Annotated in this window: 15 protein-coding genes and 3 tRNA genes; 17 read left to right on the plus strand and 1 reads right to left on the minus strand. The window is 60.0% G+C overall.

What is annotated here, in order from left to right; all coding sequences use genetic code 11:
- Positions 1–126: 126 nt before the first annotated feature.
- The gene (locus DTW90_RS15900) at positions 127–525 is read left to right on the plus strand and encodes a cupin domain-containing protein (RefSeq protein WP_149339512.1); all 399 of its coding nucleotides are present in this window, start codon (positions 127–129) and stop codon (positions 523–525) included.
- A 164-nt stretch (positions 526–689) separates the two neighbouring features.
- Positions 690–763, plus strand: a tRNA-Gln gene (locus DTW90_RS15905).
- 172 nt (positions 764–935) lie between these two features.
- On the opposite strand, the gene DTW90_RS15910 is transcribed toward DTW90_RS15905, so the two are convergent.
- Positions 936–1,139 carry a hypothetical protein gene (locus DTW90_RS15910; protein WP_132516861.1) on the minus strand — a complete coding sequence of 68 codons (204 nt, stop codon included), beginning with the start codon at positions 1,137–1,139 and terminating at the stop codon, positions 936–938.
- Between the two features lie 402 nt (positions 1,140–1,541).
- Between DTW90_RS15910 and DTW90_RS15915 the strand changes: the two genes are divergently transcribed.
- The 15 genes from DTW90_RS15915 (at position 1,542) to nuoK (ending at position 13,304) form a co-directional block, all read left to right on the plus strand.
- A tRNA-Asp gene (locus DTW90_RS15915) sits at positions 1,542–1,618 on the plus strand.
- Between the two features lie 71 nt (positions 1,619–1,689).
- Positions 1,690–1,766: transfer RNA gene (locus DTW90_RS15920), tRNA-Asp, on the plus strand.
- Between the two features lie 257 nt (positions 1,767–2,023).
- On the plus strand, positions 2,024–2,389 hold the full coding sequence (locus DTW90_RS15925; protein ID WP_132516859.1) for an NADH-quinone oxidoreductase subunit A: 366 nt from the start codon (positions 2,024–2,026) through the stop codon (positions 2,387–2,389).
- Positions 2,380–2,967: an NADH-quinone oxidoreductase subunit B gene (locus DTW90_RS15930; RefSeq protein ID WP_132516857.1), complete on the plus strand. Its 588-nt coding sequence runs from the start codon at positions 2,380–2,382 to the stop codon at positions 2,965–2,967. Before DTW90_RS15925 ends, DTW90_RS15930 begins: the two co-directional genes overlap by 10 nt.
- 18 nt (positions 2,968–2,985) lie before the next feature.
- Positions 2,986–3,588 carry an NADH-quinone oxidoreductase subunit C gene (locus DTW90_RS15935; RefSeq protein ID WP_149339514.1) on the plus strand — a complete coding sequence of 201 codons (603 nt, stop codon included), beginning with the start codon at positions 2,986–2,988 and terminating at the stop codon, positions 3,586–3,588.
- 77 nt (positions 3,589–3,665) lie between these two features.
- Complete coding sequence (locus DTW90_RS15940; protein ID WP_132516853.1) at positions 3,666–4,856, plus strand: NADH-quinone oxidoreductase subunit D; 1,191 nt, start codon at positions 3,666–3,668, stop codon at positions 4,854–4,856.
- Entirely contained in the window at positions 4,856–5,167 is a 312-nt protein-coding gene (locus DTW90_RS15945) for a hypothetical protein (protein WP_132516851.1), read from the plus strand. Before DTW90_RS15940 ends, DTW90_RS15945 begins: the two co-directional genes overlap by 1 nt.
- Positions 5,168–5,183: 16 nt before the next feature.
- Positions 5,184–6,293, plus strand: a complete 1,110-nt coding sequence (locus DTW90_RS15950; RefSeq protein WP_149339516.1) for an NADH-quinone oxidoreductase subunit E — start codon at positions 5,184–5,186, stop codon at positions 6,291–6,293.
- Positions 6,294–6,303: 10 nt separating this feature from the next.
- On the plus strand, positions 6,304–7,608 hold the full coding sequence (gene nuoF / locus DTW90_RS15955) for an NADH-quinone oxidoreductase subunit NuoF (RefSeq protein WP_132516847.1): 1,305 nt from the start codon (positions 6,304–6,306) through the stop codon (positions 7,606–7,608).
- A gap of 8 nt (positions 7,609–7,616) precedes the next feature.
- Positions 7,617–8,297, plus strand: coding sequence for a helix-hairpin-helix domain-containing protein (locus tag DTW90_RS15960; RefSeq protein ID WP_348633719.1), 681 nt, complete (start codon positions 7,617–7,619; stop codon positions 8,295–8,297).
- A 234-nt stretch (positions 8,298–8,531) separates the two neighbouring features.
- The gene (gene nuoG, locus DTW90_RS15965; protein ID WP_132516843.1) at positions 8,532–10,613 is read left to right on the plus strand and encodes an NADH-quinone oxidoreductase subunit NuoG; all 2,082 of its coding nucleotides are present in this window, start codon (positions 8,532–8,534) and stop codon (positions 10,611–10,613) included.
- 12 nt (positions 10,614–10,625) lie between these two features.
- Positions 10,626–11,669, plus strand: coding sequence for an NADH-quinone oxidoreductase subunit NuoH (gene nuoH, locus DTW90_RS15970; RefSeq protein WP_132516841.1), 1,044 nt, complete (start codon positions 10,626–10,628; stop codon positions 11,667–11,669).
- A gap of 39 nt (positions 11,670–11,708) precedes the next feature.
- Entirely contained in the window at positions 11,709–12,200 is a 492-nt protein-coding gene (nuoI, locus tag DTW90_RS15975) for an NADH-quinone oxidoreductase subunit NuoI (protein WP_132516839.1), read from the plus strand.
- A gap of 149 nt (positions 12,201–12,349) precedes the next feature.
- Entirely contained in the window at positions 12,350–12,967 is a 618-nt protein-coding gene (locus tag DTW90_RS15980; protein ID WP_132516837.1) for an NADH-quinone oxidoreductase subunit J, read from the plus strand.
- 28 nt (positions 12,968–12,995) lie between these two features.
- On the plus strand, positions 12,996–13,304 hold the full coding sequence (gene nuoK / locus DTW90_RS15985; RefSeq protein WP_132516835.1) for an NADH-quinone oxidoreductase subunit NuoK: 309 nt from the start codon (positions 12,996–12,998) through the stop codon (positions 13,302–13,304).
- Position 13,305: the final 1 nt, after the last annotated feature.

Here is a 13,305-nt window from a genome sequence, read left to right on the forward strand (position 1 = left end):
GGTGAGACCGAGTTCGTTGCCGATGTCGCCAGATATTCCAATCGACATCACGACTATGTCGCTTGGATGGCATGAGGCGATGACATAGATTCGCCGAGATAGCGAACAGGACAGAGGAGACACCGGATGGAAATCAAGCGCAACGGATCACGGCCGTCGGTAAAGGCGCCTGCTGAATATTTTACCGGTGACGTGCGCCAGGAGCCGCTGATGCAGGCGCCGGATCCCGCCAGCGTGCAGGTCGTCAGCGTCACCTTCGAGCCGGGCGGTCGCACGGCGTGGCATACCCACCCGCTTGGCCAGACGCTTGTCGTGACCTCAGGCAAGGGGTTCGCCCAGTCATGGGGCGGAGAGATTTTCGAGATCGGCGCCGGCGACGTCCTCTGGTTCGCCCCCGGCGAAAAGCACTGGCACGGCGCAGGCCCGGAAACCGCGCTCACCCACATCGCCATCCAGGAGATGCGAGACGGCAAGGCGGCCGACTGGATGGAATATGTGACGGAAGAACAATATCGCGGGTCTTGAGGGAGCGCGCGCTTTCGTCTCCCCACTGCGTTTCCCCATCCTGATCGTCGTCGGCACCCTTTAGTCACAGACAATCCGACGAGACATGAATATGGGGCTTGCATCCCCGGATGAATCATTTATATGACCTTCCAACACGGCCCGCCAAGCTCTGCGGCGGACGGTGGGGAATAGTTCAATGGTAGAACGACGGACTCTGACTCCGTTAATCTTGGTTCGAGTCCAGGTTCCCCAGCCAATTTCTTTTCCAACAAATCCAGACACTTAGAATTCATTAGAAAACGCCAGGTATTGCGCGTTTACGGATGATCCATGCGGATCACTGGTTCGGTAGGTCTTCCGAGTAGAGAATCGACTAACGTGAGAATTCGGCTCAAGGCCCGGCTTTCGACCGGGCCTGAGCAATTCTGTTATCGGCAGACGCGCTCCTCATGGACGACCTTATGGCCATGGTGCCAGCTCGTCACCTTCTTGTTGAAGCAATGGCGATCATGATGGTGATGGTCATAGTGTCCGTGGTCGGTCTTAACCACCACCGAAGCGGCGTTGGACGGAATGGCTGTCGCTGCAAGCGAAGCAAGGGCGAGTGCAGAAGCGATAAAAAACTTGTTCACTGTATTTCTCCGGTTAGCTGGCTTTCAACAACGTCGCTTGATGACGTTGGTTCAAAGCTAACGCCGGGGAACTGAACACGTGATGACTGCCGCGTTAATGTGAGCTTCATCTCACGTTTCACAATCCGACGGATGGATTTGCCGTGTGCATGGAGCGGATGCAGGGCAGGAAGCCACGCCCAAATTCCCGAAAGAGCCCCGTTGCCGGCCGTCGGAGACACAGGCCCGAATCATCCGCATCGGAGAGGGCAGGGAGCTGTTCCCCAAACAATTCACGATCTGTCATGGATTTGTATTCAAACGCGCTTGACACCCCAACGCGAACCCCTTAGTTAGCCGCTCATCGAACGGCCGAGGCCGCTTTGATGGGTGCAAAAGCATCCGGAATACTTGGATATGAATGCGGGTGTAGCTCAGTCGGTTAGAGTGCCGGCCTGTCACGCCGGAGGTCGCGGGTTCGAGCCCCGTCACTCGCGCCATCTCCAAGCATGAAAGAGGTCCTGGACCTTTTTTCCGGATCGTGCGCCCGACCCATTGGGTCACGATATGCGCGGGTGTAGCTCAGTCGGTTAGAGTGCCGGCCTGTCACGCCGGAGGTCGCGGGTTCGAGCCCCGTCACTCGCGCCATTTTCGCACAAGTCCTTACAATCCATGATGAATTTGCTGCACTTGCGAAATCCCCTTGGGGCTTCGTTTGTGTTTTGCCGCGACATCCTTGCATCGCCTTGGTAAAATCGTTTGATCGGGTCTCGAAATGACGCGCTCAAAAGTCTTGCGCCGACGCTCCGCCTGCGCTAACCACGGCTTGTTGCAACGCTCTTTCGCTTGCTGAGCAAATGCTCAAAGCGCCGCCCGGCGCTTCTCGGCAGGCAGGGATGGACATGATGACTGAACTGCTCAGTTCCTATCTTCCGATAGCGATTTTCATTGGTATCGCCCTGGTTATCGGCCTGGCGCTGTTGATCACGCCGTTTGCCGTCGCCTTCAAGGCGCCTGATCCTGAAAAGCTGTCGGCTTTCGAATGCGGCTTCAACGCATTCGATGACGCCCGCATGAAGTTCGACATCCGATTCTACCTCGTGTCGATTCTCTTCATCATCTTCGACCTCGAGGTCGCCTTCCTCTTCCCGTGGGCCGTTTCCTTCGGCGCCATCGGCTGGTTCGGCTTCTGGTCCATGATGGTCTTCCTCGCTGTTTTGACCATCGGCTTTATCTATGAATGGAAGAAGGGAGCCCTGGAATGGGAGTAGCCCCGCAGAGCAACACGACGCTCGTCTCGCAGCAGCCGAAGGGGATCATTGATCCCTCGACCGGCAAGCCGGTCGGCGCCAACGATCCTTTCTTCGGCGAAGTCAACAATGAGCTGGCCGACAAGGGTTTCATCCTGACGACCGCCGACGCGCTGATCACCTGGGCCCGTACCGGCTCGCTGATGTGGATGCAGTTCGGTCTCGCCTGCTGCGCCGTCGAAGGCCTGATGCAGGTTTCCGGTCCGCGCTACGACATGGAGCGCTTCGGCGTTGCCCCGCGCGCTTCGCCGCGCCAGTCGGACGTGATGATCGTTGCCGGCACGCTGACCAACAAGATGGCGCCGGCGCTCCGCAAGGTCTACGACCAGATGCCGGAGCCGCGTTACGTGATCTCGATGGGATCCTGCGCCAATGGCGGCGGTTACTATCACTATTCCTACTCGGTTGTTCGCGGTTGCGACCGCATCGTGCCAATCGACATCTATGTGCCGGGCTGTCCTCCCACGGCAGAAGCGCTGCTTTACGGCGTGCTCCTGCTGCAGAAGAAGATTCGCCGCACCGGCACGATTGAACGGTAAGGCAAGGGACGAGGCATTATGAGTGAAGCCCTGAACGAGCTTGCGTCCTATCTCGGCGAGGTGCGTGCCGATCTGATTTCGTCCAGCGAAATCGCCTATGGCGAGCTGACGATCGGAACCAGCCGTGAAAATATCATCGCGCTGCTGACCTTCCTGCGTGATGACGCCAAGTGCGGATTCGTCAGCATGATCGACATCAGCGGTGTCGACTGGCCGCAGCGCGCCGAGCGTTTCGACGTCGTCTATCACCTACTGTCGCCGAAGAAGAACCTGCGCATCCGCGTTAAGCTGCGGGCAGGGGAGGATGAGGCCGTTCCGTCCGCCTGCGCCGTCTACCAAGGTGCCGACTGGTTCGAGCGCGAGACCTGGGACATGTATGGCATTCCGTTCTCGGGCCATGCCGACCTGCGCCGCCTGCTGACGGACTATGGTTTCGAGGGCCATCCTCTTCGCAAGGATTTCCCGACGACCGGTTTCGTCGAGCTGCGCTACGACGACCTTGCCAAGCGCGTGGTTTACGAGCCCGTCGAACTGAAGCAGGAATTTCGTAATTTCGATTTCCTCAGCCCCTGGGAAGGCACGGACTACGTGCTGCCGGGAGATGAGAAGGCGGCAAAGTAAAAACGGGGCTGTCACGATGTTGAAAGCCTCTTTGCATACCTTGCCCATCAATGATTGCCAGCGCGGAGCGCGTCGCCATGACTGAACATAACGTCCGTAATTTCACCATAAATTTTGGACCGGAACATCCTTCCGCGCACGGCGTGCTGCGTCTGGTTCTGGAACTGGACGGTGAAATCGTCGAACGCGTCGATCCGCATATCGGCCTGCTGCATCGCGGCACTGAGAAGCTGATCGAAACGAAGACCTATTTGCAGGCCGTTCCCTATCTCGACCGCCTCGACTACGTGGCGCCGATGAACCAGGAACATGCTTACGCGCTCGCCGTCGAGCGCTTGCTCGGCCTCGAAATCCCGATTCGCGGCCAGCTGATTCGCGTTCTCTATTCCGAGATCGGCCGCATCCTGTCGCATATCATGAACGTCACGACCCAGGCCATGGACGTCGGTGCGATGACGCCGCCGGTCTGGGGCTTCGAAGAGCGTGAAAAGCTCATGATCTTCTACGAGCGCGCCTGTGGCGCGCGCATGCACGCCGCCTACTTCCGTCCGGGTGGCGTCCATCAGGACATTCCGCAGGAACTGGTCGAGGACATCGGCAAGTGGTGCGACCCGTTCCTGAAGATCCTCGACGATATCGAAGGCCTTTTGACCGACAACCGCATCTTCAAACAGCGTAACGTCGACATCGGCGTGGTTTCGCTCGCGGATGCCTGGTCCTGGGGCTTCTCGGGCGTCATGGTCCGCGGCTCCGGCGCCGCTTGGGACCTGCGTCGCTCGCAGCCCTATGAATGCTATTCCGATATGGAATTCGACATTGCCGTCGGCAAGAACGGCGACTGTTTCGATCGCTACCTGATCCGCATGTTCGAAATGCGCCAATCGGTCCGCATCATGAAGCAGTGCGTCAACCGCCTGCTCGGCGATGCCTCTACCGGTCCGGTCTCGTCGGTCGACGGCAAGGTCGTTCCGCCGAAGCGCGGTGAGATGAAGCGTTCGATGGAAGCGCTGATCCACCACTTCAAGCTCTATACCGAAGGCTATCACGTGCCGGCTGGCGAGGTGTATGCGGCGGTCGAAGCGCCGAAGGGCGAGTTCGGCGTCTTCCTGGTTTCCGATGGCTCGAACAAGCCTTACCGCTGCAAGCTGCGTGCTCCGGGCTTTGCGCACCTGCAGGCCATGGATTTCCTCTGCCGCGGTCATCAGCTCGCTGACGTTACGGCGGTGCTGGGTTCGCTCGATATCGTCTTCGGCGAGGTCGATCGCTGATGCGCATCCTGCCGGTTGCCATTGCTGCTTTTCTTGTCGCGTCAGGAGCTTTCGCTCAGCAGGCGGCGCAGAAGGGCACGGGGCTGCCGACCCTCGGTCAGGACAAGGGAAAGCTTGTTCCCAAGGGCCTGAGTTCGGGATCGGCGCCGGCGGCGGAAGCATCGATGGGCGACCTCGTGTCGCGCGGTTACGAAATCAAGGCCGCTGTGCCAAACGGTGGCAAGTTTATTGTGTTTATGCAAAAGGACCAGTCGGCCTACGCCTGCGAATTCTCGTCCCTGACGGGCACGCGGTGTGGATCCATAAACTGAGATAAGGCGTGAAAGAATGTCCGTTCGTCGATTAGCCGAAGATCAATTCCAGCCTGCCGCTTTCGCCTTCAGCGACGAGAACACGGCCTGGGTGGAAAAGACCATCAAGAAATATCCGGAAGGCCGCCAGCAATCGGCGGTTATCCCGCTCCTGATGCGCGCGCAGGAGCAGGACGGCTGGGTCACGAAGGCAGCGATCGAAAAGGTCGCCGACATGCTTGAGATGGCCTATATCCGTGTCCTTGAGGTCGCGACCTTCTACACGCAGTTTCAGCTTCATCCGGTCGGCACTCGCGCCCACGTACAGGTCTGCGGCACCACGCCCTGCATGCTGCGCGGCTCGGAAAAGCTGATGAGCATCTGCAAGAGCAAGATCCACGCCCATCCGTTCGAGCGCAATGCCGAGGGAACGCTTTCCTGGGAAGAGGTCGAATGTCTCGGCGCCTGCGTCAACGCGCCGATGGTCATGATCGGCAAGGACACCTACGAGGACCTGACGCCGGAGCGCCTTGAAGAGATCATCGACACGTTCCAGGCAGGCAAGGGCAGCGAAATCAAGCCCGGTCCGCAGATCGACCGTATCTATTCGGCCCCCGAAGGCGGCTTGACCTCCTTGCTCGATGCGCCCGCCAAGGCGCCCAAGGCGAAGGCTGCCAAGACAGTGGAGGTCGAGACTGTCGCCGTCCCCCCGTCGGAAGCCGCTCGGCCGAAGAGCACTGACGCCGAGACGAATGCTGCGCTGAAGAGCCCCGCCGATGGCAAGACGGCGCTTCCGGCCGACCATCCGCAGGCAACTCCGGCAAAGGCCGAAAATACGGCTGCAGGCCAGGCCAAGCCTTCGCTGGACGATGCCAGCCGCCCGGCTGCGGTGGAAAAGCCCGCAACGCCCGACGACCTCAAGATGATCTCGGGCGTCGGCCCGAAGATTGAAGCCACTCTCCATGAGATCGGCATCTTCACCTTCGCCCAGATCGCCAGCTGGAAGCAGCACGAGCGCGAGTGGGTTGACGGTTATCTGAGCTTCCACGGCCGCATCGAACGCGACGATTGGGTCAAGCAGGCAGACGCTCTCGCCAGAGGTGGCGAAGCGGAATACATAAAAGTCTTCGGCAAGAAGCCGCGGTAAGAGGTGAAGCATGTTACAGGATCAGGATCGCATCTTTACCAATATCTACGGCCTCAAGGACAAGTCCCTGAAGGGCGCGATGAGCCGCGGCCATTGGGACGGCACCAAGCAGATTCTCGAAAAGGGCCGTGACTGGATCATCAACGAGATGAAGGCGTCCGGTTTGCGCGGCCGTGGCGGCGCCGGCTTCCCGACGGGCCTGAAGTGGTCCTTCATGCCGAAGGAATCGGACGGTCGTCCGCACTATCTCGTCGTCAATGCCGACGAATCGGAGCCTGGCACCTGCAAGGACCGCGACATCATGCGCCACGATCCGCATACGCTGATCGAAGGCTGCGTGGTGGCGAGCTTCGCCATGGGCGCCAATGCCGCTTACATCTATGTTCGCGGTGAATATATCCGCGAACGCGAGGCGCTGCAGGCAGCGATCGACGAATGCTACGATGCCGGTTTGTTGGGTAAAAACAACAAGCTCGGCTGGGATATGGAGATTTTCGTTCATCACGGTGCCGGCGCCTATATCTGTGGCGAAGAAACCGCTCTGCTCGAAAGCCTGGAAGGCAAGAAGGGCCAGCCGCGCCTGAAGCCGCCGTTTCCGGCAAACATGGGTCTCTACGGCTGCCCGACCACGGTCAACAACGTCGAATCGATCGCCGTTGCCCCGACCATCCTGCGCCGCGGCGCCGGCTGGTTCTCCTCCTTCGGTCGTCCGAACAACGTGGGCACTAAGCTGTTCATGCTGTCGGGCCACGTCAACAAGCCGTGCACCGTCGAAGAAGTCATGGGCATCACTTTCCGCGAACTGGTCGACAAGCATGCCGGCGGCATCCGCGGCGGCTGGGATAACCTGCTCGCTGTCATTCCCGGCGGTGCATCGTGCCCGATCGTGCCGGCCAAGGACATCATGGACTGCCCGATGGACTTCGACGGCCTGCGCGCAGTCGGCTCGTCCTTCGGTACGGCAGCTGCGATCGTCATGGACAAGTCCACCGACGTCATCAAGGCGATTGCCCGCATCTCCGCCTTCTTCAAGCACGAGAGCTGCGGTCAGTGCACGCCGTGCCGCGAAGGCACGGGCTGGATGTGGCGTGTCATGGAGCGCATGGCCAAGGGCAACGCCCAGAAGCGCGAAATCGACATGCTGTTCCAGGTGACGAAGCAGATCGAAGGGCATACTATCTGCGCGCTCGGCGATGCCGCCGCATGGCCGGTGCAGGGCTTGATCCGTAACTTCCGCCCGGAAATCGAAAAGCGTATCGATCAGTATACCGCCAACGTGATGGATCACGGCGCCGTTCTGGAAGCAGCCGAGTAAGGGATATGATGACGAAGTCTGCAGACGCGGGTGAGGGAAGGGACGCAGCCGATGCATCGGCTGAGTTCGGTCGTCTTGCTGCCGAAATGCTGCAGAATTCGCACTTGCATCCACTGATGACCAATCCCGCCGCGGCTATGGCTGCGGTGACTGCAATCGGTTTCGGCTTTTCCACACAGATGGCCGGCGCTTTCTGGGGCGCGGTTCAGGGAGCGGTCGAGGCAACGAACAAGTTCGCGGCTGCCCTGGAAGAGCAGAAGAGCGCATCGCCGGTGCAACGACAGACTGAGTCGAATGTTGCCGTGAATGCCGCTCCGGCTGCGAAGGCAGCTCCGGTCGTGAAGGTCAGGGCAAAGGCAAAGCCGGCAGTCGACAAGCCGGCGCCCGTCAAAGCGAAGGCCGATGCGACGGTCGAAGCCGCCGCTCCAAAGGTGGTGAAGGCGCCGGCCCGCGGAAGGAAAACGACTGCAAAGGCGGACGATCTGAAACTGATTTCCGGCGTCGGCCCGAAGCTGGAGATGGTTTTGAGGGAACGCGGTATCGGCACTTTCGCAGACATCGCCTCCTGGTCTGACGCGGACGTTGCGCACATTGATGCTGATCTCGGTTTCGAGGGGCGCATTGCTCGCGATGACTGGGTAGGCCAGGCAAAGGCGTTGCTCGCGCCGAAGGCTGCGGGCGGCAAGTAATTCTTTTTCCGGGCGAACCCAAGCGGCCGGGAAAAGCAGAGACAAGGCAAGAGGGCATCGCGGCAAATCTGCGGAGCCGGGTCGCCGAACCCCAGGGGGTAAGGTTCGGCAAAGGTGATTGTGAGCAATTGCCACGCCATGCGGTTGAAGGCCGTCAGGGGCGAGTGGGGTTGCGATCATGAAATTGTTTGCGGCCGCATTCGGCTGCAAATGTGAAACAGGACTGAGTGGACGATGGCAAAACTGAAGATTGACGGCAAAGAGATCGAAGTCCCGGATCACTACACGCTTATCCAGGCGTGCGAGGAAGCCGGCGCCGAAGTCCCGCGCTTCTGCTTCCATGAACGTTTGTCGGTGGCGGGTAACTGCCGCATGTGCCTTGTCGAGGTGAAGGGCGGCCCGCCGAAGCCGCAGGCTTCCTGCGCCATGGGCGTGCGCGACATCCGCGGCGGCCCGAACGGCGAGCTTCCGGAAGTCTTCACCAACACGCCGATGGTCAAGAAGGCCCGCGAAGGCGTGATGGAATTCCTGCTGATCAACCATCCCTTGGATTGCCCGATCTGCGACCAGGGTGGCGAATGCGACCTGCAGGACCAGGCAATGGCGTTCGGCATCGACAGTTCGCGCTATCAGGAAGACAAGCGCGCCGTCGAGGACAAGTACATCGGACCGCTCGTCAAGACGGTCATGAACCGCTGCATCCACTGCACCCGCTGCGTCCGCTTCACGACCGAGGTCGGCGGTATCTCGGAGCTTGGCCTCATCGGTCGCGGCGAGGACGCCGAGATCACCACCTATCTTGAGCAGGCGATGACTTCGGAGCTTCAGGGCAACGTCGTCGACCTCTGCCCGGTCGGCGCCTTGACCTCCAAGCCCTTCGCCTTCACGGCGCGTCCTTGGGAATTGAACAAGACCGAATCGATCGACGTCATGGACGCCGTCGGTTCCGCGATCCGCGTCGATACCCGCGGTCGCGAAGTCATGCGCATCCTGCCGCGCGTCAACGACCAGATCAACGAAGAGTGGATCTCCGACAAGACCCGCCACGTTTGGGACGGCCTGAAGACGCAGCGTCTCGACAAGCCCTACGTCCGCCGCGACGGCCGTCTGCAGGTAGCGACCTGGGCCGAAGCATTCGCCGCGATCAAGTCTGCCGTATCGGCCACTTCGGGCGACAAGATCGGCGCGATCGCCGGCGATCTTGCTTCCGTCGAAGAAATGTACGCGCTCTCCGAGCTGGTAAAGTCGCTGGGTTCCGAGAACCTCGACTGTCGCCAGGATGGGACGGCAATCGATCCGTCGCTCGGCCGCGAGACTTACCTCTTCAACCCGACCATCGAGGGCATCGAGCAGGCTGATGCGCTGCTGATCGTTGGCGCCAATCCGCGCTTCGAGGCAGCCGTGCTCAACGCCCGCATCCGCAAGCGCTGGCGTCGCGGCAAGTTCCCGATCGGCGTGATCGGTGAGGGCGGCGAAATGCGCTACTCTTATGATTACCTTGGCGCCGGTCCGGATACGCTGAGCGACGTCGTCTCGGGCACTCATGCTTTCGCTGATGTCCTGAAGAACGCTCAGAAGCCGATGATCATCGTCGGCCAGGGTGCTCTGATCCGCGAGGACGCGGCAGCCGTGCTGGCAAGCGTCGCCAAGCTCGCGGCAGACGTTGGCGCGATCACGGAAGGCTGGAACGGCTTTGCGATGCTGCACACGGTGGCCTCCCGCGTCGGTGGCCTCGACCTCGGCTTCGTGCCGGGTGCGAAGGGCGTCAACGCCGCCCAGATGCTGGGCGCGATGGACGTCCTCTTCCTGCTGGGTGCTGACGAACTGGATTTCACCAAGAAGACTGCGAAGTTCACCGTCTACATCGGCTCGCACGGCGACAACGGCGCACACAATGCCGACGTCATCCTTCCGGCTGCGACCTACACCGAAAAGTCGGGCATCTGGGTCAACACCGAAGGTCGCGTTCAGATGGGCAACCGGGCCGGTTTTGCACCGGGCGACGCCCGCGAGGACTGGGCCGTCATCCGCGCCCTTTCCGACGTGCTCGGCAAGAAGCTTCCCTTTGATTCGCTGAGCCAATTGCGCGCGAAACTGTTCGCTGCTTTCCCGCATTTCGCCAAGCTTGACGAGGTCGCAGAAGGCGACAGCGCCAAAATTGCCGCACTTGCGAAAAAAGCCGGCAAGATGGGTAAATCTGGGTTTGCGTCGCCGGTGAAAGACTTCTATTTGACGAACCCGATAGCGCGTGCTTCGGCTGTCATGGCTGAGTGCTCCGCATTGGCCCGCAACAATTTCAAAGTTGCGGCAGAGTAAGGGCAGGGGACAATGGACTCATTCTTTTCGACCTATCTCTGGCCGTTGATCATCATGATCGGTCAGTCTCTTCTCCTCCTGGTCTGCCTGCTGATCTTCATCGCCTACATCCTTCTTGCCGACCGCAAGATCTGGGCGGCGGTGCAGCTGCGTCGCGGTCCGAACGTCGTCGGTCCTTTCGGTCTGTTCCAGTCCTTCGCCGACCTCTTGAAGTTCATGCTGAAGGAGCCGGTCATTCCGGCTGGCGCCAACAAGGGCGTCTTCCTGCTGGCGCCGCTCGTGACAGTGCTACTTGCGCTCTCCACCTGGGCGGTCGTTCCGGTCGCCCACGGTTGGGTGATTGCCAACATCAATGTCGGTATCCTCTACATCCTGGCGATCTCGTCGCTTGAAGTCTACGGCATCATCATGGGCGGCTGGGCTTCGAACTCGAAGTACCCGTTCCTTGGTGCGCTGCGCTCCGCCGCGCAGATGGTCTCCTACGAAGTTTCGATCGGTCTCGTCATCGTCACGGTGCTTCTGACGGTCGGTTCGCTGAACTTGACGGATATCGTCATGTCGCAGCAGGTCGGCCTCGGCACCAAGCTCGGTCTGCCGGCGTCCTTCCTCGACTGGCATTGGCTGTCGCTCTTCCCGATGTTCATCGTCTTCTTCATCTCGGCGCTGGCTGAAACCAACCGTCCGCCCTTCGACCTTCCGGAAGCGGAATCGGAACTGGTTGCCGGCTTCATGGTCGAGTACGGCTCGTCGCTCTACATGATGTTCATGCTCGGCGAATATGCCGCCATCGTGCTGATGTGCTCGCTGACGACGATCCTGTTCCTCGGGGGCTGGCTGCCGCCGGTCGATATCTGGATCCTCAACTGGGTCCCGGGTGTCATCTGGTTCCTTTTGAAGTCCTGCCTCGTGTTCTTCATGATCGCGATGGTCAAGGCATTCGTACCGCGCTACCGCTATGACCAACTGATGCGCCTTGGCTGGAAGGTCTTCCTGCCGCTGTCGCTCGCCATGGTCGTCATCGTTGCATTCGTGCTGAAACTGACGGGATGGGCGTGATCATGTCCGTCCGTGGTTTCGGTCTATTTGGAGGTTAAGATGGCAGGATTGTCCAACGCCGTCAGCTCGCTGTTTCTTAAGGAATTCGTCGGCGCTTTCTGGCTGACCTTTCGTTATATTTTCAAGCAGAAGGCAACGATCAACTATCCCTTCGAAAAGGGACCGGTCAGCCCGCGCTTCCGCGGAGAACATGCTCTGCGCCGTTATCCGAATGGTGAGGAGCGCTGCATTGCGTGCAAGCTGTGCGAGGCGATCTGTCCTGCACAGGCAATCACCATCGAAGCCGGCCCGCGCCGCAACGACGGCACTCGCCGCACGGTGCGTTACGATATCGACATGGTGAAGTGCATTTATTGCGGCTTCTGCCAGGAAGCCTGCCCGGTCGACGCGATCGTCGAAGGGCCGAATTTCGAATTTGCTACGGAAACGCGCGAAGAGCTTTATTTCGACAAGGCGCGTCTTCTGGAAAATGGCGACCGTTGGGAACGCGAAATCGCGCGCAATATTGCGCTGGATGCGCCTTACCGCTGAGCCGGAATTTGAATATGCCGTGACGGGCGGCCATTGCTGATATCGTCACGGTGCAATTGAGACCGGAGCTTTGCCGGGCAATCGTCTGCGAAGCTCCATCGGGCAGGGACACTCCCGGCTGCCCGGGGGAAGATGAAAAAGGCACCAACATGGGTCTGCAGGCTCTATTCTTCTATCTGTTCGCCTTTATCGCCGTGGCGTCGGCGTTCATGGTTATCTCCGCGCGGAACCCGGTCCATTCGGTCCTGTTCCTGATCCTCACCTTCTTCAACGCGGCGGGCTTGTTCCTTCTCCTGGGAGCCGAGTTCTTGGCGATGATCCTGCTGGTCGTCTATGTCGGCGCCGTCGCGGTTCTCTTCCTCTTCGTCGTGATGATGCTCGATATCGATTTCTCCGAGCTGCGGTCCGGCATTCTGAACTATGCGCCGATCGGAGCGGTGATCGGGCTCATTCTGGCGGCCGAGCTGATCGTCGTGGTCGGCGGCAGCGTGATTTCGCCCCAGGTTGCCAAGTCGGTTGCCATGCCTATCCCGGCGCTGACGGAGCGGACGAACACCGCCGCACTCGGCGACGTGCTCTATACCAACTACGTCTATTTCTTCGAGATCTCTGGCCTCGTGCTGCTGGTCGCGATGATTGGCGCGATCGTGCTGACGCTCAAGCATCGCCAGCATATCAAGCGCCAGAATATTTCAAGGCAGGTTGCCCGCACACCCGCCACCGCCATCGAGGTGGTCAAGGTGAAGCCGGGCGAAGGCGTGATGTAAGGCGGACGCAAGGTCAAGGAACAAACACATGGTCATCGGACTTTCCCACTACCTGACGGTCAGCGCCATCCTCTTCGTGCTCGGCGTCTTCGGCATCTTCCTGAACCGCAAGAACGTCATCGTCATCCTGATGTCGATCGAGCTCATTCTGCTCGCGGTCAACATCAACATGGTCGCCTTCTCGTCCTTCCTGAACGATATCGTCGGCCAGGTCTTCGCTCTGTTCATTCTGACCGTCGCAGCTGCGGAAGCGGCCATCGGTCTTGCAATTCTGGTCGTCTTCTACCGCAACCGCGGCTCCATCGCCGTGGAAGACGTCAATATGATGAAGGGCTGAT

The organism is Neorhizobium sp. P12A (assembly GCF_008365395.1).
Taxonomy (GTDB): Bacteria; Pseudomonadota; Alphaproteobacteria; order Rhizobiales; family Rhizobiaceae; genus Rhizobium.

What these genes read in the sequence shown, in the direction of transcription:
- DTW90_RS15900 (WP_149339512.1), top strand. Translation starts at nt 127, where the DNA reads ATGGAAATCAAGCGCAACGGATCACGGCCGTCGGTAAAGGCGCCTGCT.
- DTW90_RS15925 (WP_132516859.1), top strand. Translation starts at nt 2,024, where the DNA reads ATGACTGAACTGCTCAGTTCCTATCTTCCGATAGCGATTTTCATTGGT.
- DTW90_RS15930 (WP_132516857.1), top strand. Translation starts at nt 2,380, where the DNA reads ATGGGAGTAGCCCCGCAGAGCAACACGACGCTCGTCTCGCAGCAGCCG.
- DTW90_RS15935 (WP_149339514.1), top strand. Translation starts at nt 2,986, where the DNA reads ATGAGTGAAGCCCTGAACGAGCTTGCGTCCTATCTCGGCGAGGTGCGT.
- DTW90_RS15940 (WP_132516853.1), top strand. Translation starts at nt 3,666, where the DNA reads ATGACTGAACATAACGTCCGTAATTTCACCATAAATTTTGGACCGGAA.
- DTW90_RS15945 (WP_132516851.1), top strand. Translation starts at nt 4,856, where the DNA reads ATGCGCATCCTGCCGGTTGCCATTGCTGCTTTTCTTGTCGCGTCAGGA.
- DTW90_RS15950 (WP_149339516.1), top strand. Translation starts at nt 5,184, where the DNA reads ATGTCCGTTCGTCGATTAGCCGAAGATCAATTCCAGCCTGCCGCTTTC.
- nuoF (WP_132516847.1), top strand. Translation starts at nt 6,304, where the DNA reads ATGTTACAGGATCAGGATCGCATCTTTACCAATATCTACGGCCTCAAG.
- DTW90_RS15960 (WP_348633719.1), top strand. Translation starts at nt 7,617, where the DNA reads ATGACGAAGTCTGCAGACGCGGGTGAGGGAAGGGACGCAGCCGATGCA.
- nuoG (WP_132516843.1), top strand. Translation starts at nt 8,532, where the DNA reads ATGGCAAAACTGAAGATTGACGGCAAAGAGATCGAAGTCCCGGATCAC.
- nuoH (WP_132516841.1), top strand. Translation starts at nt 10,626, where the DNA reads ATGGACTCATTCTTTTCGACCTATCTCTGGCCGTTGATCATCATGATC.
- nuoI (WP_132516839.1), top strand. Translation starts at nt 11,709, where the DNA reads ATGGCAGGATTGTCCAACGCCGTCAGCTCGCTGTTTCTTAAGGAATTC.
- DTW90_RS15980 (WP_132516837.1), top strand. Translation starts at nt 12,350, where the DNA reads ATGGGTCTGCAGGCTCTATTCTTCTATCTGTTCGCCTTTATCGCCGTG.
- nuoK (WP_132516835.1), top strand. Translation starts at nt 12,996, where the DNA reads ATGGTCATCGGACTTTCCCACTACCTGACGGTCAGCGCCATCCTCTTC.